Source organism: Halorubrum sp. C191 (assembly GCF_002727095.1).
In the GTDB taxonomy this organism is placed as follows: domain Archaea; phylum Halobacteriota; class Halobacteria; order Halobacteriales; family Haloferacaceae; genus Halorubrum; species Halorubrum ezzemoulense.
Map to the genome: position 1 here is coordinate 1 of NZ_NHNZ01000041.1, position 20,725 is coordinate 20,725.

Consider the following 20,725-nt stretch of genomic DNA (forward strand, 5'->3'; position numbering starts at 1 on the left):
AGCGGGGCAGGTGGGGAGGTGGATAGTCCAATTCGACTACCCATCACCACATTACTGCCAACATATTGTAACAGTTCGGGACGCTCAAACGTGGATTTGAACGACTCTCGATTTACGCGATAGACCCTGTCTAAGACGCTCTTCGTTCCGATACACGCCTCCCCCTGTTGAGTACACACCGCTTGGGAACGCCGACAGTAAATACCCGAACTGACTCAAACTCCACAGTTACTGTGGCTGAACAGGCTCATCGGACTCGTAACACTCAGCAAAAATCCGCGTTTCACCGTTGACCTCGTACTCCAGTAGCACCGCTCCTGTCTGAATAACCGCCTCACAGAATGGGCACACACCGATCTGAGACGCTGTGTCTGACATAGGGGGAAGAACTTGGAGCGTGCGACAATCCTCCAAGTTCCACGTGTGTATCCTCATTCAACATTTAAAATTCTCAGGGAAGCACGGTGAAACTGGTAGACGGAGCGAAGCCACAGAGTTGGCAGAACTGCCCACCTTACGTCGCAGGAGAGACGCTACGACATTTCAAAATTTACGTTGGTTATCTCGAAACGTGCCCCACCCTCAGAACCTTCTGTGATGCTGATGTCCCACCCGTGGGCTTCGGCAACTTCCTTGACAATCGAGAGTCCAAATCCAGTACCCTCGTCGATAGTCGTGTGTCCTGCCTCAAACACATCATCTCGACTATCCTCAGGTATCCCAGAGCCGTCGTCTTCAACATAGAACCCACCCTCAAACTCACCGACCGTGACTGTAACATCCTGACTCGTATGCTCAACTGCATTCCGCATTAGGTTCTCGAAGAGTTGTGAAGTCCGACTCGGGTCAGCTCGAATAGTACGACTGGTTTTCATCTGGAGCGTTGCGTCGCCCGTCTCAACACTTTGCCAGCAGTTGTTAGGGAGTTCAGCGAGACTGACTGACTCCATACTCTCGGTATCGTCGCCGACACGGGACAACTGGAGAAGGTCATCAATCAGGTCAGACATCCGTGTCAGTGACTGGTCAATAGTGTCGATTCGGTCGCTCTCACATTCTTCACGGAGGAGTTCTACGTTCCCTTCCGCGACGTTGAGTGGATTGCGAAGGTCGTGGCTGACGATGCTTGCGAACTCATCAAGCCGTCTATTTTGTCGCTTTAGCTCTCGTTCTCGCTCTTTTTGTCTGGAAACGTCCCGCAATATTCCGACAGAGCCATCAAATTTGTCCCCCTCGTACGGGAGTGCGGTCATATGGTCTTCGCACGGGATTGACTCACCGCTCTTAGGCTGAATCTCCGTCTCAAAATACACGCTATCTGGCTCATCAGATGACAAGACTCGTCTGAGATTGTTCAGTCCCTGTTCTACCGCCTGCTCGTCTTTAATCACTGAGACACCATTTCCTAACAGCTCCTGCCTCTCGTAGCCAAACGTCTCAGTAAATGCGTCGTTGACGAAATCGAACTGACCCTCCTCGTCAAGGACGTATACGGGGTCTTTCAGCACCTCAATAAGTGCTTGGTAACGGCTGAGTTGTTCCTCGGATTCAGCCTCATCAGAAACGTCTTGGACGACACAAATCGTCATCTCCTGTTCCGTGGTGGATACGACACAGTCCTGAACGAATGTCTCTCCGCCAGCACGGAGACCAGTCGTCCGCCCACGCCAGTAGCCGACCTTGTCGACAGTCGGAAGAACCTCGCTACGAATATGCTCAGCCTCGCACTCTGGGTATAATTTTGCCCAGTGTTTGCCAATTAGTTCGGAAGGACGAGTGTCGTAAACGTCGGCATATGCTTGGTTGACAGCGGTATGGTAGCCATCCGAATCAATAATGCCGATTCCTTCACGAGCTGTCTCAACCGCTTCGATTAGTTGCTGGCGTTGTCGCTCCGCACGTGTTCGCTCAACGAGCGTTTTGATACGCTCGGCAAGCACACAGAAGTGGTCTGTGCCACTCTCCTTCTGCATATAGTCGGTTGCCCCAGCCGAAATGGCGTCGCTGGCAACCTCCTCAGACCCCTTTCCTGTGTACAGAATGAACGGGAGCTCAGGGTAGTCTTCTCGAACGGCTTTGAGGAACTCAATTCCATCTTGACGAGGCATATCGTAATCCGAAATAACACAATCAAACGTCGAATCAGCAAGGCGAGTTAGACCGTCACTTGTACTACCTGCGGTCTCGATCTCAAATCGCTCATCCTCACGCTCAAGGAAGGCGGTAGCCATCTCAGCAAAATCAATCTCATCATCGACGTGAAGGATACGAATGGGGTCGCTTGTTTCAACCCCCTTTCTTTTCATACACAGACATTATACGCCAAGTTGTTTAAGAGTTAGCTGTCAGATATTGTAAGATAAATCCGATACTGACAGATTATACGATATTTGATATTCCTAGATATCAACGTATATTTCATAGGCGATTGTACAACCACGCAATCAAATACATATGAAAGTCAAAGTTACTGGGTCAGTGATGTTTCAATCGCATATTCTTCAGCCAACTCAACGACATCGTAGACGTGAATCCCAGACTTGAACCATAGTACGCGGTCGTCCATCCCCTCAAACTCATCCGATGAGCAGTCCAATCGCTTGGAGACGGCGATAATGAGATTATCACGGTCAGCCTCCCGTATCTTCCTCAACTTCTCATCGAGATACTCAGGCGTCCAAAAGCCGACGATCTCGAACACCACCCGCCGTCCATCAGGATGTTCGATAGCGAAATCAGGGAGCATTACCTCCGCACCCAAGTCCAGCACGTCATCCTCTCGAACCAGCTCCCAGTCCGTGTTTGCCCGCTCCCATTTCTGGGCAAGTGTTCGTTCTACGTCCGAGTCAAACTCATCCTGTGCCGAGTAGTGCGAGGACAGTCCTTCTCTGTGGTCAAGCTCGAACGAAAGCGTGCGATTAGGTGAACCACCCTCATCATCGAGAATATCCGCCTCCATCTCCCAGCGGTCACACAACGGGAGTGCGGGCAGGAAGTTCGCCATCCGTATCCCGTACTTCCGTGATTTTGAAAAAAGAGATACTGCTCCATCCAGAATTGCCTCATACCCGTCAGCAACGTCCGTACTGGAGACGCGGTTGCCGTCGCTATCAATCGGATAGATGCGGTGTATAAGTCCAAACAATTTTACATAACTAAAAACAGTTGCAAACGAGTCCCAGACCCGTATTCGCATCTCGGTCGCATCGTAGAGGACGGCTTGTGCCAGAGCCAGATTGTACCGCGTGAGAAGCCAGTCAACCGTGATGGTGTCCTCAGCGTAGGACTCCTCGCTATCGCCTGTGAGTCGCGTCGTCGTTGATGAGCCGTCCGTCTCCTCGTATCCATCAGAAACACGGTGTCCAAATTGGACGAGACGTTTGTTCTCCTCCAAGTCCGCGTACATCCCCCGATAGCACTCTTCGAGGGTGATACCTAGTTGGTCAGCAACGGAACTGTACACTTCTAGCTTCTGTGTGTCTTCACCGAGCGTCGGCTGGCGGACAATCGGATACGAGTCGTTTGCCTTCTCGAAAAGCTCTTTTCGAATTTCTTGCGGGTCAACTGGAGCAACCGTCTCAAACTCACACTCGTCTTTCAGCAGTTTTGCCAGCCCTTGGACAATTTTGTAGTCGGTATCCGAAACCGTGAGCTGGTCAATCGTATCCTCCAGTTCTCCTTTCGATTCACCAAGATGCTCGTCGAAAATCTTGATGAGTTTCTCGGCTGTCTCTCGATACTGTTGCTCGTCAGTATCGATGAACAGCGGGGTAATGCTGTCTTCGTCCGTACGTGAGCGTGCGAGGTCAGCTGTTAACATCTGAGGTCACACCCCCTTCCGACGCTGTTCGGAAACGTAGGTCTCCATCGTGTCCTCTGCGATAATTTCGTACAGGCGAGCTGGCTTTTGGTTATCTGTCGGACGGAGAATCCGACCCAACCGTTGTGCGTACTGCCGTTTCGAGGCACTCCCAGATAATATAATGCCCACGTTCGCAGACGGAACGTCGATACCTTCATCCAAGACCTGTGACGTAGCCAGCATCGAGTATTCGCCCGTCCGAAACCGCTCCAGAATTTCCGTTCGCTCGTCAGTCTCAGTCTGGTGTGTGATACACGGGACGACGAACTCTTGGGAGATGTCGTAGGCGAACTCGTTGTTGGCGGTGAAGATGATAGTACGGTCGTCGTAGTGTCGTTTTAAGAGGTTGTCGAGCGTGTCAAGCTTCTTGTCGGCAGTACGAGCGATGTTTTCCGCTCGTTGCTTGGCGATGAGAGCCCGTCGCCCCTGTGGGTCATACGAAGTCCGCTTGAGGAACTCAGCATACCCGTTTTCTTTCCAGAGGTCAAAATCGTGGCTGTCCACGTAGTCACGGTAAATCCCGTACTCTTCATCATACTGTTCCCGCTCGTCTTCTGTTAGCTCTACCCCGAGATGGATGGTCTCATACTCGCTGAGGTACTCGCCAGCAAGCTCGTCAACTTCTTCTCGATAGACGACAGTACCGAGTAGGTTTTCCAACTCCTCGTGTTTGCCGTCAGCACGCTCATAGGTGGCTGTGAGTCCGAGCCGATACGGGGCAATCGTCATCTCAGGGATCTGCTGGTAGGTCGGAGCTGGTAGGTGGTGTACCTCGTCGACCACAAGGAGTCCAAACTTGTCGCCGTATTCGTCGATATAGCGGTAGGCGGAGTCATAGGTCGTAACCGTGATGTTTGTGATATTGTGGCTTCCGCCACCGAGAACACCGACCCCATCAGGGAGTTGGTCGCCGAACGCGTTGGTGAGCGTCGCGTGCCACTGGTTCATCAAGTCGATGGTGGGCACAACAACAAGCGTACTCACACCTGCGTCAGCAACCGCTTGTACAGCGAGAAACGTCTTTCCGCTTCCAGTCGGGAGAACAACGCTTCCCTGACGGTCGTTGTCCTGCCACGCTGAGAGGGCTTCCTGCTGATAGTCCCGCGGTTCGATAGCAACCGAGGGAGTGAGATGAAGCTCTGAGTACGCACGGGCATCATCTTCAACATCGGCTACAGTCGCTGTGGATGGTTCAGTCGTTGCTTGCTCGTTGGGGTCAGCCAGCCAGTCACAGATGTCGCAGTAGTGTTGTGCCCGTGCCCGATACTCATCGACACGCTCGTCCCACTCAGCATACGGCACAGCATCAGGAGCGTCTTCAAGCAGAATCGTGCCGTCATCAAAGGCGAGACGCATTCAACCCTGTCTATGTGGGTAGGATACTTGTCTGTGCTGGGGTAGGCACGTCGACAGGGGAGTTACGTTGAGAGGTCGTTAGCTATTGAGCGAAGTTCACTCTTAGTCGGATGACTTCCAATCTCGACGGTCTCATCCCCAGCCCAAAACCGAAACTGGTGATGGTCAACGTCGAAGTGAAGTCCACACGAAACGGTGGGGTCTGCCTGCTCGTAGTCGGACTTGCTCACAGTTTCGCCCGCTTGGAGTGTTTCAAGCAGGTACTCAGCGACGTGTGGACGTTGCTTCATCGCTAAGATATGGTCGCTTGCGACGTGTTTGAGTACCTCTTCACCCGTCCCATATCCTTCTCCGACGAGATAGAACTCACCGCTGAACTCGTATGATTCGACTCGGATGCTGAGAGCATACGTATGGCTCATATGCTACCATCATCGTTTCAGGTCACAAATATTACGCCCACGTCTGTTGTAGAGACGCGTAATGAGCCACGAGTGTGACGACTGTGGAGAAGAGTTTGAGACACTTTCTCGACTCCGTCTCCACGACTGTTCCACGGACACGAGTTTTGAGAGCAGTAGCCTAACTCATACTGACGAGAGAAAGCAGGAAGACGTTGAAGAGCATTCCAACGAGGAACGAATTGGAAAGCTAGACGACCTACTGGCGACGGTACGCGACGGAGACTCAACTGCCCTTCATCAGGCGATGGCGACGTACGAGACACGGTTGGCGTCGGCACACGAATCAGGAAACTCCGACAACTATCGGAACATCTCCAGAGCGTATCGAGAGGAACTGATTACCGTACTTGACGACGCAACACAGACGGAAGGATTTGTGTTTCTTGCGGAGTTTCTTGACGCATACCATCCAGAGACAGCCGACGACCTCCCGCACGTTACGACAGTCCTCCAGAACGTCTCCAGTCGCTATCTCATCCGTACCCGATTATCAGACGGTATTGAAGCCGTCCCCGTTCCGATATTAGAGTTCTTCAGTTCGATTCTTAATCAGCTTGAGGAAGACGGATACGATTTCGTCAGAGAAGCACTCCACCCGTACGGCTGGGCAGTTGGGCATCCCGACCATTCGGTTGCGGACGATATCCACCAGCACGCCTCGTCGAGTCTCCCGCTCGTGAATGCGATGCTCGAACACGCGTTCTATGCCGACCAGCATTCAGCCGTAGAACTGCTAGAAAAACTGGTTAATGACGAGTCGGTTCAACAGACACTCCCATATCGGTCTGGTAAGATTTCGGGAACACGATACCTGCTGGATGCACCTGCGGGGGCAGTCAGCGACTTCGAACCAACGATACCGCGATATTGGGAGTGGCAGGAGGAGTTGGATTACGAATTTAAACTGGATGACGACGTAGAGCAACGGATTCGACAGCTCGTCGCAGAACACGGAATTGACGACGACCTCTCTAACGACTGGGAAATTGCTGACCTAACTCTGTGATATTAAAGATACTCAACGGGGGATAGAGGAACTATTTCGATAATATTTAGCAGTTTGAGCTTTCAGTACTCGCGTATGGTTGACCTGATAATCAAATCTGGCGTACAGGACGCACTCTCCGAGCATCCAATCTCGTCGGATTTCTACGAGGCTCTTGACGGGGAGGTCGCAGAACTGCTGGAGGACGCCTCTCGACGTGCTGAGGAAAATGACCGAAGTACGGTGATGCCACAGGACTTGTAGGATTCAACGCGGTCTAACACTATACTCTCAACACAGAGCCGACAGCAAGGCTACTCGCAGTCGCTTTTTATTTGTTTCAACACGAACTACCTGCCTGTCGGTATCACGAGGAGACGGGTAGTAATCATAGCGTCCACGGGGGTGACCTCAAATACACTCGGATTCGTAGATCGTTGTTCCAGAAGACTTCTCACACGCGAATGAATTCCATCTAATACGATGAGGGGACAGCTTGAATCCGTTTCACAAGAATTATCTTATAATCGTTTAGATTGAAGCTGTGTTCAGATGGTTTCAATCCAAGGACTTCGCGGTTCAACTCATCATCCTCGCAGTAGTTTTTGACCCGCTCGGATTCATCGCTGGGTATACAATTGCCCCCTCGGTTGGTATTACCCCTCTTTACGGCGGGATAGCTGGATTACTCGCAGGAAGCTTTGTACTGTCGCTTCACGTACTTTACACGGTGATGGGTCGGTGAGGCGTACAGGGAAACACGGGCTATTCGATATGAGACCAACAAACAGCAGGGTGAGCAGTTTACTCTTCTGCGTATATTAACGTCCGCTGGCACTGAGGGCAGACATATGGAACTGGTGTGAGGCTTCCCGACATCAGTTGGTCGAGAAAGCCCTCTTCGATTGGAACTATTGACGGCTGTCCGTGACTTTCGTTCAGCTTCATCCGCTCTAATGACTCGTCACAGTCTGGGCACTGTTTCTCAGAGGGCATACAGGTAGAAAGCAGGACTCGTTCCAATAATGGCTACGGTTGTGGTGCTTCCGCAACTTGCTATGTCTCCACGCTGTGTGTCTCAGTACGTACGTTCGTTATGATGAGCGACTCAGACCCAATAGTTTGAAATGAATCCTTGGAAACGGCTCTGTGGTACTTTCTCAAGTCATATAAACCGAAACCCACCACAGTCTCATAACACGGGGATAATACGGGGATAATACGGGGAACTATATCAGTAGTATCTATACTACTCCACTACGGGTACGTAGTTCAGTCTGGAAGAACAGCCAGCATCGACGGTGATGACGGTCGGGGAATCCTTCGGGATTCTTCTGTTGATTTGCGTCATCGCCCGAGACGCTGGAAAGCCCTTGGTTCAAGTCCAAGCGTGCCCATACCGCTTCCCTCCTGCGTTATCGTATCAGTAGAACTGGCTTAACCAACATACTGCCGATAGTCCCGATATTGTTGGTTAATACTGTGGTCGGTAGGAGGAGTTGAGCCGTTCCCTAGTGGTGTTCTCCAGAGGTTACGGAACTACTGGAGGATACTTCCCGACGTACTTCAGGACGACGCAGGAGCGAACACGGGAGACGAGCGTGATTCACTCATCTACAGGGTGGAGGTGGATAACGAACCCCACGATTTTCGCTGGAGAGATTTGCGACCACTCTAAGCTATTCCTGCTGATACTCTCGAACTTTTTGCCACGCGTACGGAGTGGTACGCCAAACCGTGATGTCTGACCCACCGCTAATGCGTTGACTGCCGACTTCTTCTATTAGCTCGTGCTGTCGCAACGAGTGGAGAGTACCTTGGTCAATATCTACGTCGCGGAACAACCACGTCTCTGTTGGTGGAGGTAAGGTGCTGAGTTCACCCAGATTGTTGCGGATGTACAGCGACGCAAGTTGTCCCATTATAATTTCGAACGTGTTCCTGCGTGTAGTAGATTTCTACTGGCGTCAGCCGATACATTACCTTGATTAACCGAGAGGAGGAAGGAGACTCTATGTCTTCAGAAGCCGAGATTCATTTTGAGTTATATCGGCATCTTATGAACGCCATAGAGGAAGGGGCGTCACACTACGGTATCACGTACACGAACGTCGAACCTGAGCAGAGTTTGGAAGGCGGGTACGCCGACCTCGTCGTGGAAACCGAGAGAGGAGACCCGTTCTTCATTATCGAAGCCAAGCGAGAGCCTGTGGACGACCCTGACCGTGGTATCGACCCATACTCCACGCAAGTCATAGACCAAGCTTCACGGTACGCAACCCGTCTCGGAGCTCCGTACTTCGCAACCTACAACGGTCGAAAACTCGTCCTCTTCAAGACGTTCGAACGGGGTGTCTCTCTTCTTGACCGTAAGTCCCGAGACTATGAGGTTGAGGATATCTCGGAGTTCGCAGGTGCGTTGCTTGGTGAGGTAGCAGGCGTCGACAACGACGAGGTCGAATGGAATCCTCACTCGGACACGTTCATCAGCCGACTCGACTCATTCCATTCTCTTCTTCAGGATGAGTTCAGAGACAGCTTAGAGTCCAAGTTGGACGACGATTCGTTTGTCTCGGAGTACGAGGAGTGGATCGGTGACCAAGGGTGGACTGAGGACTACGAGGACGACCCTGAGGAAGTTCACACCGCGTACACGTCACAGGCTTCGTATCTCTTTATGAACAAGCTCGTCTTCCTGAAGCTACTGGAAGACGCGGACGCGTACGTTGATGTTCCTGATGTTGACCTCGGCGACTTAGCCGAACCAGAGGCTCGACGACAGGCGTTTGATGACCTGATGGAGAACGTCGACTTCGAGGCTATCTACGAGCAGGAGGAGATTTTCGACAGTCTGCCCCTCACAGAAAAGGCACAAGAGGAGGTTAACCTTCTCACTGATGAACTGGAATCCTACGACTTAGACGACCAGTTCGATTACGACGTTATCGGGCAGATATACAAGGAGATTATTCCTGCTGAGGAACGGCACGACCTCGGTCAGTACTACACCCCGCCACGTGTAGTCGACCTCATCACTCGCCTCACTATTGACGACGAGACTGACGACGTGCTTGACCCTGCGTGTGGTTCTGGAGGCTTCCTTGTGGGAGCATACAACCGACTGAGTAGCTTGGGAGTGGACGACCACGAAGACATCCTCTCGCAGGTACACGGTATCGACATCAACCGTTTCCCTGCTCACCTCTCAGCAATCAACCTTGCCGTTCAAGACCTCAGCACCGAGACACACAACACGAATATCGAGGTTACAGACTTCTTCAACGTCATTCACGGACAGGACCGCGTAACTGTTGATAGAGCTTCGGTGGGAGACGATGAGGACGACGATGGTTCGTATGAAGTGGATTTCCCGCCGATCGTTGATGCTGTCGTAGCTAATCCTCCGTACATTCGCTCAGGTCAGATTGACGACGTTGAGAACGCTGGAAGTCACCTCGAAGGTCTCGGCTATGAGTTGGACGGAAATTCCGACATCTACTGCTACTTCTTCACGCACGCCTACGAGTTCCTTGAGGAAGAAGGGAAGATGGGCTTCCTCACGTCGAACAGGTGGCTTTCTGCTGATTACGGTGAGGAGCTTCAAGAGTTCCTGTTCGACAATTTCAAAATCCATTCTGTTATCGACTTCCGTCAGCAGATGTTCGAAATCCCGCTCATCTCTACCTGTATTACTATCTTAGAGAAATGCAACGACCCAGAGGAGCGAAGAGAGAACCGCACCAATCTCGTCCATATCAAAGACCGATTTGACGACCTCGAAGAGCTGGTGGACGTAGTCCGTGACGACGACCAAGAATTTGGGACGATGAACATCAACTCCCGATTCCGTCGAGCGACCTTCCGTCAGGATACTCTGCGGGATATGGAGAGGTGGGATAGATACCTGTTCGGTCCGAAAATCTACTTCGAACTCCTCTCCGAATACGAAGACCAACTTTGCTCGGTTGACGACCTTGCGGACGTGTCGCGTGGATTCACGTCAGGAGATAACGACTACTTCTATTTCCAAGAGCAGAACGAGTACGAGGAATGGGGTATCGAAGAGGAATTTATCTCCCCGCTACTCAAGCATATCTCCCCGACTGAGTACATCGACCTCAAGGAAGAAGACCCGACGTGGTACTACCTCGATGCGACTGAGTATGTCGAGGATGTGCTGGATGCTCAGACAGGGTTCGAAGACCGTGACGATGCGGAAGTGGTGAAAGAACAACTCGAAGAAGACGGGTACGACGGTGTCATAGCGTACTTGGAACACGGTGAGAATCAAGACCTGAACGACGCGGATGAAAGCCCGACCGTGATGCAGAAAGGACGTGTGTGGTTCGATATCGGTGAACCTGACAAACCTCCACTCATCCTCGCTAAAGAGTACTGGCGGGACGCACGTGTCCTCCGTAACACCTCTGGAATCGCACTCGACCAGCGAAACTACCCTGTCGAACCACACGACGGTATCGACCACTTGGTTCTGCTTGGCGTCCTGAACTCCTCTCTGATGGCTATGATTCGGGAGATGGAAGGACGCGAACAACAAGGTATGGCGATGAACCGTAACGAGCTGACGGTTGGGGACGCTGAGGATATGCGAATACCCGATATCCGCGACTTTTCAGAAGGAGAGGCAGACTCAATTCGCTCAGCAATATCCGAGTGGCTGGAGGAAGAACGCGAGGCTTCCGAAGACGAACAAGACGAGTTCAAGCAGAAGCTGGACAGAGCCGTCCTTCCCGCCATAGGGTTCGGTGAAGACGAAGATGGTGAGTTGGACGAGGAATTACTCGATGAACGTGTTGAAGAGATTCAACAGGCGGTTGAGGATCTACTTGAGCGTCGTGAGCAAGGAGCAGGACTCGAAACGGAGGTTCTGATTGGCGACGAGCGTGAGGAAGAAGAAGAGGTGGACGAGTTCGACCTTGCAGGTGCTACTCGAATCAGCGACGGTGGACAATCAAGCATCAGCGACTGGTAAGGATATAGTATTTCGTGTCGAGGTTAGAGTGACCAGCGTTCAATCAACTCGTTCGTTAACTCTCTCGTGCGTTCATCAATATGCTCGCTTGTCCAGTCGTCGTACCTCAATACCTCCTCGGCAATCTTCACGTCTGAGCCGTCGTACGTCCGCTTCTTCGATGCGAACGATGTCTCATCAATCGACGCGTGGTCACCGTCGAGTAACAGCGTGAGGTTACCGATGAGGTTCTTTTGCTGTTCGAAGCGGTCGTCGTCCAACTTCTCACGCCATTCTCGATACTCAGGCTTCTCGTACGTCCTGCGAGGGGCGATATGCTCAACGTGGAGATTGTCTAGTTCCATCCGCCACGGACCACGTCGCTCCTCCTCGATGCTAACGAGGGTAAGGGTGGTTCGGAACTTCCACGAACCAAAGACGCTCATCCCGTTCGCCTTCAGGTACTCCTCTATCTCACCGTCGGTCGGCGTGTATTCTCTGACAGCCTCGCGGAGCGTGTCCCGAATCTCGTTCTCGTCCTCTGTCTGTCGAACCTCCGCGGACGTACTGTAGATAGCATCCCGAGCATCTGCGGACGAAGTAGAACTCAACCGCATCCGCATCGCCAGAATCGAAGCGAGTCTGAAATTCTCTTTCAACAGGATGTCTCTGTCGATGTTATTGTAGATGGCGAGTGAGAGAGCTTCTGAGTGCGTAGAGGCGGAGTTGAGGTACTGCAGGTGGCGGATAGCGTCGTCAGGGATATCGTGTCCGTCAACCTCGTAGCTGTCACTGGTGAGCTGTAGGTAGATGTCGACTTGGTGTTTGAACCACTGCACGAAGTCGTACACGTCATCGTAGTTCTCCAGAACCTTCTCGAAGTAGCGGTACAGTTCGCTCTTGTCTATCTGGCGTGGAGTGGGCACGTCGGAGTTGATGAGTATTTGCGTCATCGGACGGCGAATACGGAGACGTTGCTGGAATCTCGGACCGCCCAAATTCTCTTCGAGAAGCTGGTAGGTGTAGTCCCACTTGCGAGTGATTTCGTGAGCTTTCTCCACGTCGTCTATGTCGTTAGCTTCGCCGTGGATTCGAGCCTTCGCAAGAATCTGTGGTGAGACATCCTTTCCACGTTCGTTCTGAGACTGGAAGATCGCGTACGCAAGGCTGGAGTCCGTCGCCTTCGTTTCGACCACTTTCAGGTAATCGCAGATGTCGTTGAGCAGGTCTCCTATTCCCTCTTCGCTGAGTCCGCTAACCTCACCGACGTAGTAATCGTACGCGTTCCGCACACGCCCGTTTGCCTCTTCAATATCACCTTGCCATAGCTTGTCGAACTCTTCCTTCGCGTCCTCGTCTGCAAGCTTAACCTTCGTCTCAGGACTCCCGCCCCTGTTCACCTCCAGAATATCCTTCATCCGCACGTCGTTCAACCCACCATCCTCGTCGACCTCAAAGTCGCCCACGTCACGAATCGCCATCGCAAGAATCGAGATAGTTACTATCCGCTGTTGACCGTCTACAATCTCATACGTTCGTCCCGCGTCCTTCTCAAGCAGAATGATATTACCGAGGTAGTGCTGGTCAACTTGGTCACCGATGCGGTTTACGTCAGTCCACAGGTCTCGCCAGTGCTTCTTTTTCCACTCGTACCCCCGCTGGTACTCGGGAACGGCAAAGACAGCACCTCTCTTGTCTCCGAGAAGGTCTCTGACCTTCTTGTAACGTGCCCGCATAGTGCCAACACACGAGCGGGCGTATTATAAAATCAGGATGTGTAAACGGGTTGTTCTCTGCCACAGTACTTGTGGAGTCTCGGTATCGGGTGTTCACTCGTAGACTCTCTCTCCTGTTAATATTGCGTCAGCTCGGTACGAGGATTCTCGTCTGTACGGAGCTGTTGAACGGCTAAGATAACTGCCTACGCACTAATTCAATATATTCGTCCTTGAGGCGGTGCGTAGAGTGCTGTGTGTCGACATTCTCCTCGTCGGTCGTTCGAAAATTTGCATCTGTCATATAATTTGGATATCTGGAATTTTTTCTTCGGACAGCATTCATCCCTTGCCGATTTAATTCTACACCGTAGTCCTCGTTCAAACGCTGACGTACCTCCTTTCCGCGTAGGGTCTCACCATCTGCGTCAGCCAATACTTTGAGTACCGCTTGCTGATTCTCAGTCAACGACGACAACTCGTTTTCACTAACATTTTCAGCCATATCTTAGCCTCAAATCCGCTTAGTTACTCAATCTTTCCTAATTTGTATGATAACTTCACATACTAATCGTATCCACAACTACTGTGGCTAATTCTTCTTTCTCTTCGTGGGCGTCCGACATAAGTCTCGCACCAAGACGTGTTATTCCTGATGACGATGCCTCAGGTGTTCCTCCACTATCGAGTCAACAAAAGCGAGAGTGATGAGTCCGAGTATTAGAGCTATGAATCCGAAGAGGAGCGGTGGAATTGTACTAAACACCACAGAGTGCTGGGCGACCAGACCGATGCCGAACCCACCGAGGATAAAGAGGGGTGTAAGGACGATTACGAGCCTCCTCGCCACTCGTGGACGATGCCACTCAGCATAGTCCGTGGACAGTAATCGAGAACTGAGCCTGTCTATGAGCGTGGGCATTCCTCAGTTGGATGATTGTGGGTGCGGGTTATTATAACTACGTTCAGACTGTCATTAACCTCGTCTCACGACGTTCTGCCTTCCTGTTGAAGATTAGTCCTGAGAGTTCACCTGTGTATCAACCGTCTGAGCCTGTTTTAGACCAGTACAGGAAGACACCACCAGCAATAAGAACGATTCCAAGTATCAGGCTAAACACGCCATCAGGAAGCAGTTCATTAGGGAGCAGTTGCGAGAAGCCCATAATCGGGTCGACAAGAAGTGCTACGCCGATGATGAGGAGCAACAGAGGTAGTACGCTTCTGCTGATTTTCTGTAGAAGATCTACAGTCACAGCGAGGTGATACCCCTCCCTCGCATAATAAATTAATCCGATATACAGAGCAACTCCCGTAGGTGTGAGGAGGAGTCTTTTTACCGTTAAGCGTTGGCGAGCTACAGTCTCTGTAGAAGATGTGGAGTATCACTCGTAGACCCTGCCCCTCTTCTCATTTGTTTAGATATGAGACTTCTACTCATAAATGCCGTCCAAAAGTATGGAATATTATACAGGTTATGGGAAATTTTTATTATCTGACGGTCAAACTGTCGAATGTAGAATGCAAGGAATAAACGGAATGTCAAGACAGACAGCGTATCGAAACGAAGACGAATTGCTCACACATCGATTGGAGTTGCTACAGTCAGGGCTGGCAGTAGTCTCGGAATTAGAGGAGCAGACTGGAGACGATAGTTCTCCACAACTGGCACGGTCACATATAGCTCGGGCGGGTCAGAAGGTACGTACATATGGATTTAGCCAGTCGTTCTCAAAGGCAATTAGACTGGCAACCAGCGTAGCAGTCACGTACGGGTACGACGGTCTTGCTGAGGATGCTCGAAAACTCCTATCAGATGATTCGTGGCTTGAGTATAGCACAATAGAGAAGCAAGATGAGAATATCCACAGAGCGTGTGAGCTTGTAGTGGATGAGCCGTTTGCTGATGTATCTAGTCCAGACGAGCTCGTCCGACGTACGGAGAGCGTCTTGGATGAACTGGACTGCGAGGTTCGAACTGACTATGACGATGCGGGCTGGCTGTTCTTTGTTGATGTCGCTGATTCGGACTGTGCTGGTGTGGTAGAGATAGTACTCGACGAATTACGGTGGGAATCCAGCTTCTGTTACAGAGAGTCTGAGGATGGTTGTGGACAGTATGAAGCGTCCTACGTAGGAGAGTTCACGCGGTATACAATTCCGACCACAAAAGGTGAAGAAAATGAACTCTAAGTTTATTTCGCCAGCGTTTGACGAGTGGAAGTTTGAGAATCCCGAAGAGGGGTGCTATCGGTGGAAGCGAGAGGATGTCGTTGCTGACCTGAGTTCGTGGTCTGATGGGTGGAACGTCTGGATACGGGAGGACGACTCAGACAAAATATTTGATACAGGATTTGATAAACACGAAGGATTCCGATTCCTCCGCACTCAAATCAGGGCTGTTAACCTGATTCTTTTTGAGAGCCCCTCAAATCCCGATGGTGATTCACGATGACTCGAAGGGTCGCTCACCCAGACTCTTGGGAATTACAGCACGAGAGGGTACTTCTCTCAAATAAAGAACTAGAAGTTATCCAACGGACTCGCAATAACAGTTATGCCACAGTCGCTGACAATCTCGGAATCGAAGAGACAACTGTGGGGACATATCGGTATAGAGCAAACGAGAAATTAGACCAGCAGGTCAAAATAGCACGGCGATTACTCCGCGAGCAAGAAGCAGATCAACGCGAAGAGGGTCTTATCGAGATTGCTCGGGAGGCAGTTGAATGTCTCAGGAACAGGGGCATCGAAGTCGATTTCGAGGTACAACGCTAATCGGAGTTTCTCTATGATGAGTCACAGGACAGCACCGAAATATCACGACTGTATCTCACGGCATCGGCAGGCAACCAATTCGGTTCAGGCACGACTGGTGTACGAGAACGAGAGTTCAATTCTCTCTGTGCCTCTCGTCGAGAGGCGAATGATTACAGATGGACGATGCAAGAATCAATAAGTGAACGGATGTATGTGAATGCGAGGTGGACGAGGTCTCAGATAGCGTAATTGGCGGTGAAGTCACGGTGATTACGCTGGGAAATCACAGTAGGAGCAATTCGGTACACCTGACATCAGACTTCAGTTTTTCGGACGAGAGAGACAACGCAATATTCCGTGTAGTGTCTCTGAAGCTACAGTAACTGTGGCATAGCAGGTAGAGTAATCTTCAGATCAAACGCCACAAGAGTGGGCTGTCCGACTGTACGTCGTTATGATAGCCACACTAAGACTAATAACGGGGTCTTGATTTGGTTTCACCTATGAGACTTTCACCGACTCATACGTTTGTCGTGACTCTAGCCACTTCGTCGATTCTCCTCACAGCACTAGCTTTCGAGAGCCCAATATCAGCAATAGCCCTCAGTTGGTTCAGTACTACTACTATTATTATCACGACGCTGATCGCGTGAGAGATTGGTATATTACTATCAAATAATAGTAAGACCCGTGTGTTGAATTACTAAATTTTGATAGTAACGAAATTGGATAAAATATTTAATGAATGCCAAATGTAGTATATGATGGGTTTGGTTTGCCACCTTTTCCAACTTTTTCTACTGCTATTGAGAGACATCTCGCAAAAGTGGGGAATTAATTTAACATATTAATTCTAAGAAATAAGGTAGCGATGGCAAACCAAAACCAATCAGCCGATAGTAGTAGCGAGTTTAAAAATATACCAGATGAATTGAAACTGAAAGACAGCGGATGGTATCTCTACGATTTTGACTCTGAAAGCCCGAAGCAACCACTTAGTCCAGATGGAACTCCCGCAAGTTGGAGATCTGGTGACGACGGATGTGGTTTTCAGAGAGCTGTGAACGCGGTCAAGAAAGTTCCTCAGTTCGATACGATAGGGTATCGATTCACGACCGAAGACGACCTCTTTTACATCGATTTTGATGGGTGTTTTGAGCAGGAGTACAGGATTAAAACTACGAAGGAATGGTGTCCAGACATAGAGCGATTAGCTGAATCGACTTACTGTGAGTTTAGCTCTAGCGGGACTGGTGTTCACACTATTCTGAAAGGTAGTGTGCCTGACTGGTGGGAGCAGGCAGAGACGGGCGACGAACACGAGGGAATTGAGATATTTGACTCCCGACTGTGTATTTTCACTGGTGATGTGATTGGAACAGAGAGGATTCAACAGACAGAGGAATTTCCCGTTGACTTCAACACACTACTCCTCCGACTGTATCAAGAAGTCGAGAACAAAGCACCTGATGCGATTGAACGGACTGCTGAGGAGAGAGCGACGACAGAGGTTGTTGAAAAGTACGAAGGAGATGTTTTTGATGCACTTGACAAACTTGATCCACACGAGATTGAGTCAGTCATCTGGTCTGAGTACCAACAGAACAGGAACGACACGTTTGAAGAATGGAATCCAGACTATCGACAGTCGAAGTCTGGCACATCACTCATCTATAACACGGAGACTGGGTCGTGGTTCGACTTCAAACATAACAACGACGGTCAGGACGAAGACAAACTGTTTGGCACACTCAAACTATTCTCCGCTGAACGAGGGAGGATTGACAGCCCAGAAGATGAACTCTCTGGGCAGGAGTGGGTGAACGCGTACAGAAACTTTAGAAACAAGTGTGAGGATGTAGGCGTCCAACTCCCGAAGCTGGATGAAGACAAGAGTCTCTCAGTCGGAGGGTCTCTGAGTTGGAAAGACATTAGAGAGCAGTATGCTGAAGCACACGACAAGACTGAAACTGGCAAGTGTGCGACGAACTCTGCCCGAAAACTATGTCGAGAGGACGACTGGCTGAAAATTCTAGGCGAGGATACCCTGATGTACTACGCTGATGGTGTCTTCAACCGAGATATCAACAAAGACATCTTCAAAAACAAAATCGTGGATGGGTTGGACTGGGAGTACAGCAGACAGCGGAAAGGCAGAATTTACGATATGATGATGAAACGGTGTAGCGTCAGCAGGGAGAGCGTCGGATGTGATGAGGGGATGGTTGTCACGCAGAATGGGACTCTCGATATTATCGAGGGCGAACTACACGAGTGGAGTCCTGAGTACAGAGCGACAAGGAAGCTTCCAGTTGAGTACGATCCCGATGTAGAAGCTCCTGACCGATTTCTTGAGTTCCTGAATGATGTGGTCGTCTCACAGCAGGACACACAGAAAATTCAGGAGTTTTTCGGGTACACGCTGATGCACTGGTCTCTTCCATATCACAAGGCTCTGTTCCTCGTCGGGGCAACCAACTCTGGTAAGTCAACCCTTCTTGACGCATTACAGCTCATTCACGATGAGAATACCATCTCCCATATCACACCACAGGAGATGACCGACAATCGATTTGACACGCAGATGCTTGAGAATGCGATGGTCAACATTCGGAATGATATCCCGTCAGAGACCGTCCAGAATGTTGGGCATCTCAAGGAGATTATCGCAGGTGATGATGTGAAGGTTGAGAAGAAGGGACAAGACCCGTATGAAATCGAACCCACCGTTAAGCACGCGTTTGCTGGTAATCAGCTCCCGTCTGCTTCAGTCGATGACGAAGCGTTCTATGAGCGGATTCTGTTGGTTGCACTCCCTCAGACAGTCCCGCGTGAAGAGCAAGACAAACAACTTCTCGACAAGATCAAACGAGAGAGGTCTCGTCTATTGAATTGGGCTATTGAAGGACTCCATCGACTGATGGAGCAAGGGGGCTTCACAGGTGATATGTCTACAAGTGAGACCGAGCAAATGTGGCAAAACTGGTCAAGTTCGGTGAAGAGATACATTCACGAGTGTCTCAGAGTTACGAAGGATGATGAGGACATCTTAGCCAAGGAACTAGTTATGGATGCCTTCAGGCTTTACACAGACACCCGAGGGATGCCAAGTGCAAGTCAAAAAACCCTCACACAAACGCTCACCTCTAAGACAGGCGTCAGTCACACATCATACGGTGGGACTGATGGCTCTGGGGAGTACACAGGTGTTGAACTGAATGAGACAGGCGAAGAGATATTTGCTGAAGTTGACCAAGATGACCCAGATGTTGAGAAGTTGGAACAGTTATTCGAGTAGTCGGCTCTCTTTTTACACCCTTCACATTCGGGTCTTGTTCCGACCGCCCGCCCCCGCACGCACGTGTGTATGTCTTCCTCCCCCTACTAGTGTGTAAATTACTTTACTATACTTACGTGGTAAACCGAACGTGTGTCGTCCGACCGCCCGCTCTGCGGGGGCAGGCGTACGGGAGAAGTGCCGAGTGCAGGGGGCGTAAAAAGAGAGAATTCACATCATTTTTTTGCCATATGAGTCAAATAGAATTCGTATGGAAAACTGGCAAGTCACAGTCCGCGATAGGAAAGTTATCCTAGAGAATCCACAGTATATTGAAGCATTCAGTATCCAAGATGCGATTGACTATTCCGCGTTTGGAATCCTACAAGCGAAAGCATCGAGCGACGTGGAGATCCCGCCTGAGGTGCAGGATGAAGTCTTTGAGAAAGCGAAGGAGACACGCAAACCAGAGTATCCTCGTCTCAGTTTCGACTAACGCACGCAACACAGCTCAGGAATAGGACGTTTCTTACAGGACTCACAATATCTATCTCGGGTATGAGGAGTCTCTATACGTGTTATATCCAACTCCCACAGGAGTCGCTCACAATTCGAATATTCGACGCTAGGTAAATGCGGAGTAACTCACAATCCAGATTGTCGGATTTGAGTAAGTCTCTCTGACGACAGAGATACACAGAGATGGAAGAAAATCGGGAATCAAACCAGTACATTCGTTTTCAAGATAGAATCTACAGACAAGCTCACCAATCGTCGTTTCTGAAGAGTTTGAATCAGAGAAACACTAGGGACACCTTACGACACACCACCTACGCAGAACGTGGGCTACGACACTTACTGAAAGCTCAATAGTAGCAGATCTAAGAAAGCAGTGATGACTTGGGGTGGATGGTGTGATGAGCAGACGTTCTACAACAACTACCTCGGTCGAATTCCTGATTCAATTGCGGTCGATATGATGGCTGAAGCAGACCTGAACTAATTCAAACTCTTCCTTTCCCGTACATCCAGATATCTTTGGTCAGATCTAGTGCGAGGTCTTTGTGTTCGATGTATTCAGACAAGTATGAGTACAGCTGGTGAGTGTTACCCTCAGTCACCTCTACGGTTAGTTCTGTCTCCCAGAACTGCTCTTCTTCTTGTTCGTACTCTTTCTGCACCACCAGATATTCGTCTTTCATCAGCATCTGCCACACGTGATTTTTGATTTGAATCTGCATCATCTCCAGTAATGACCACAGTCCTTACAGTACGTCTTCGATGCAAGCGGGTCAACAGGCGATTTTGTTCGATTTGAACCGCATTTTGGACAC

General features: G+C 50.3%; 13 protein-coding genes and 1 tRNA gene. 7 read left to right on the plus strand and 7 right to left on the minus strand.

Annotated features, from left to right (window positions below; all coding sequences use genetic code 11):
• Nucleotides 1–533 precede the first annotated feature (533 nt).
• From Z052_RS02830 to Z052_RS02845, 4 genes are all read right to left on the minus strand, one after another.
• On the minus strand, nucleotides 534–2,306 hold the full coding sequence (locus tag Z052_RS02830) for a PAS domain S-box protein (RefSeq protein ID WP_099288781.1): 1,773 nt from the start codon (nucleotides 2,304–2,306) through the stop codon (nucleotides 534–536).
• A gap of 161 nt (nucleotides 2,307–2,467) precedes the next feature.
• A complete protein-coding gene (locus Z052_RS02835) occupies nucleotides 2,468–3,820 on the minus strand; it encodes a DUF790 family protein (RefSeq protein WP_099288782.1) in 1,353 nt (450 codons plus the stop codon).
• A 6-nt stretch (nucleotides 3,821–3,826) separates the two neighbouring features.
• Nucleotides 3,827–5,218: a DEAD/DEAH box helicase family protein gene (locus tag Z052_RS02840; protein ID WP_099288783.1), complete on the minus strand. Its 1,392-nt coding sequence runs from the start codon at nucleotides 5,216–5,218 to the stop codon at nucleotides 3,827–3,829.
• 62 nt (nucleotides 5,219–5,280) lie between these two features.
• Nucleotides 5,281–5,640 (minus strand): hypothetical protein, encoded by a 360-nt coding sequence (locus tag Z052_RS02845; protein ID WP_099288784.1) that lies wholly within the window; start codon nucleotides 5,638–5,640, stop codon nucleotides 5,281–5,283.
• 61 nt (nucleotides 5,641–5,701) lie between these two features.
• On the opposite strand from Z052_RS02845, the gene Z052_RS02850 reads away from it, so the two are divergent.
• The 4 genes from Z052_RS02850 to Z052_RS02875 all read left to right on the plus strand — a co-directional run bounded on the left by Z052_RS02850 (nucleotide 5,702) and on the right by Z052_RS02875 (nucleotide 11,660).
• Nucleotides 5,702–6,688, plus strand: a complete 987-nt coding sequence (locus tag Z052_RS02850; RefSeq protein WP_099288785.1) for a hypothetical protein — start codon at nucleotides 5,702–5,704, stop codon at nucleotides 6,686–6,688.
• Nucleotides 6,689–6,763: 75 nt separating this feature from the next.
• Nucleotides 6,764–6,931, plus strand: a complete 168-nt coding sequence (locus Z052_RS02855; RefSeq protein ID WP_099288786.1) for a DUF1931 domain-containing protein — start codon at nucleotides 6,764–6,766, stop codon at nucleotides 6,929–6,931.
• Between the two features lie 997 nt (nucleotides 6,932–7,928).
• A tRNA-OTHER gene (locus Z052_RS20110) sits at nucleotides 7,929–8,064 on the plus strand.
• Between the two features lie 617 nt (nucleotides 8,065–8,681).
• A complete protein-coding gene (locus tag Z052_RS02875; RefSeq protein ID WP_099288789.1) occupies nucleotides 8,682–11,660 on the plus strand; it encodes an N-6 DNA methylase in 2,979 nt (992 codons plus the stop codon).
• A gap of 23 nt (nucleotides 11,661–11,683) precedes the next feature.
• Here the strand turns inward: Z052_RS02875 and Z052_RS02880 are convergent, their stop codons facing one another.
• Nucleotides 11,684–13,375: a DUF262 domain-containing protein gene (locus Z052_RS02880; protein WP_099288790.1), complete on the minus strand. Its 1,692-nt coding sequence runs from the start codon at nucleotides 13,373–13,375 to the stop codon at nucleotides 11,684–11,686.
• 1,019 nt (nucleotides 13,376–14,394) lie between these two features.
• Nucleotides 14,395–14,610 carry a hypothetical protein gene (locus Z052_RS02890; RefSeq protein WP_099288792.1) on the minus strand — a complete coding sequence of 72 codons (216 nt, stop codon included), beginning with the start codon at nucleotides 14,608–14,610 and terminating at the stop codon, nucleotides 14,395–14,397.
• Between the two features lie 265 nt (nucleotides 14,611–14,875).
• Here Z052_RS02890 and Z052_RS19675 point away from each other — a divergent pair, with 265 nt between their 5' ends.
• The 3 genes from Z052_RS19675 (at nucleotide 14,876) to Z052_RS02900 (ending at nucleotide 19,887) form a co-directional block, all read left to right on the plus strand.
• A complete protein-coding gene (locus tag Z052_RS19675) occupies nucleotides 14,876–15,547 on the plus strand; it encodes a hypothetical protein (RefSeq protein ID WP_144049992.1) in 672 nt (223 codons plus the stop codon).
• A gap of 1,438 nt (nucleotides 15,548–16,985) precedes the next feature.
• On the plus strand, nucleotides 16,986–19,412 hold the full coding sequence (locus tag Z052_RS02895) for a phage/plasmid primase, P4 family (protein WP_099288793.1): 2,427 nt from the start codon (nucleotides 16,986–16,988) through the stop codon (nucleotides 19,410–19,412).
• Nucleotides 19,413–19,662: 250 nt separating this feature from the next.
• Nucleotides 19,663–19,887, plus strand: a complete 225-nt coding sequence (locus tag Z052_RS02900; protein WP_099288794.1) for a hypothetical protein — start codon at nucleotides 19,663–19,665, stop codon at nucleotides 19,885–19,887.
• 508 nt (nucleotides 19,888–20,395) lie between these two features.
• Here the strand turns inward: Z052_RS02900 and Z052_RS02905 are convergent.
• A complete protein-coding gene (locus Z052_RS02905) occupies nucleotides 20,396–20,593 on the minus strand; it encodes a hypothetical protein (RefSeq protein ID WP_144049993.1) in 198 nt (65 codons plus the stop codon).
• Nucleotides 20,594–20,725 lie beyond the last annotated feature (132 nt).

Coding starts and splice junctions, on each gene's coding strand:
- Z052_RS02900 (WP_099288794.1), top strand. CDS start 19,663: ATGGAAAACTGGCAAGTCACAGTCCGCGATAGGAAAGTTATCCTAGAG.
- Z052_RS02895 (WP_099288793.1), top strand. CDS start 16,986: ATGGCAAACCAAAACCAATCAGCCGATAGTAGTAGCGAGTTTAAAAAT.
- Z052_RS02845 (WP_099288784.1), bottom strand. CDS start 5,640: ATGAGCCATACGTATGCTCTCAGCATCCGAGTCGAATCATACGAGTTC.
- Z052_RS02905 (WP_144049993.1), bottom strand. CDS start 20,593: ATGAAAGACGAATATCTGGTGGTGCAGAAAGAGTACGAACAAGAAGAA.
- Z052_RS02830 (WP_099288781.1), bottom strand. CDS start 2,306: ATGAAAAGAAAGGGGGTTGAAACAAGCGACCCCATTCGTATCCTTCAC.
- Z052_RS02855 (WP_099288786.1), top strand. CDS start 6,764: ATGGTTGACCTGATAATCAAATCTGGCGTACAGGACGCACTCTCCGAG.
- Z052_RS19675 (WP_144049992.1), top strand. CDS start 14,876: ATGCAAGGAATAAACGGAATGTCAAGACAGACAGCGTATCGAAACGAA.
- Z052_RS02875 (WP_099288789.1), top strand. CDS start 8,682: ATGTCTTCAGAAGCCGAGATTCATTTTGAGTTATATCGGCATCTTATG.
- Z052_RS02835 (WP_099288782.1), bottom strand. CDS start 3,820: ATGTTAACAGCTGACCTCGCACGCTCACGTACGGACGAAGACAGCATT.
- Z052_RS02840 (WP_099288783.1), bottom strand. CDS start 5,218: ATGCGTCTCGCCTTTGATGACGGCACGATTCTGCTTGAAGACGCTCCT.
- Z052_RS02880 (WP_099288790.1), bottom strand. CDS start 13,375: ATGCGGGCACGTTACAAGAAGGTCAGAGACCTTCTCGGAGACAAGAGA.
- Z052_RS02850 (WP_099288785.1), top strand. CDS start 5,702: ATGAGCCACGAGTGTGACGACTGTGGAGAAGAGTTTGAGACACTTTCT.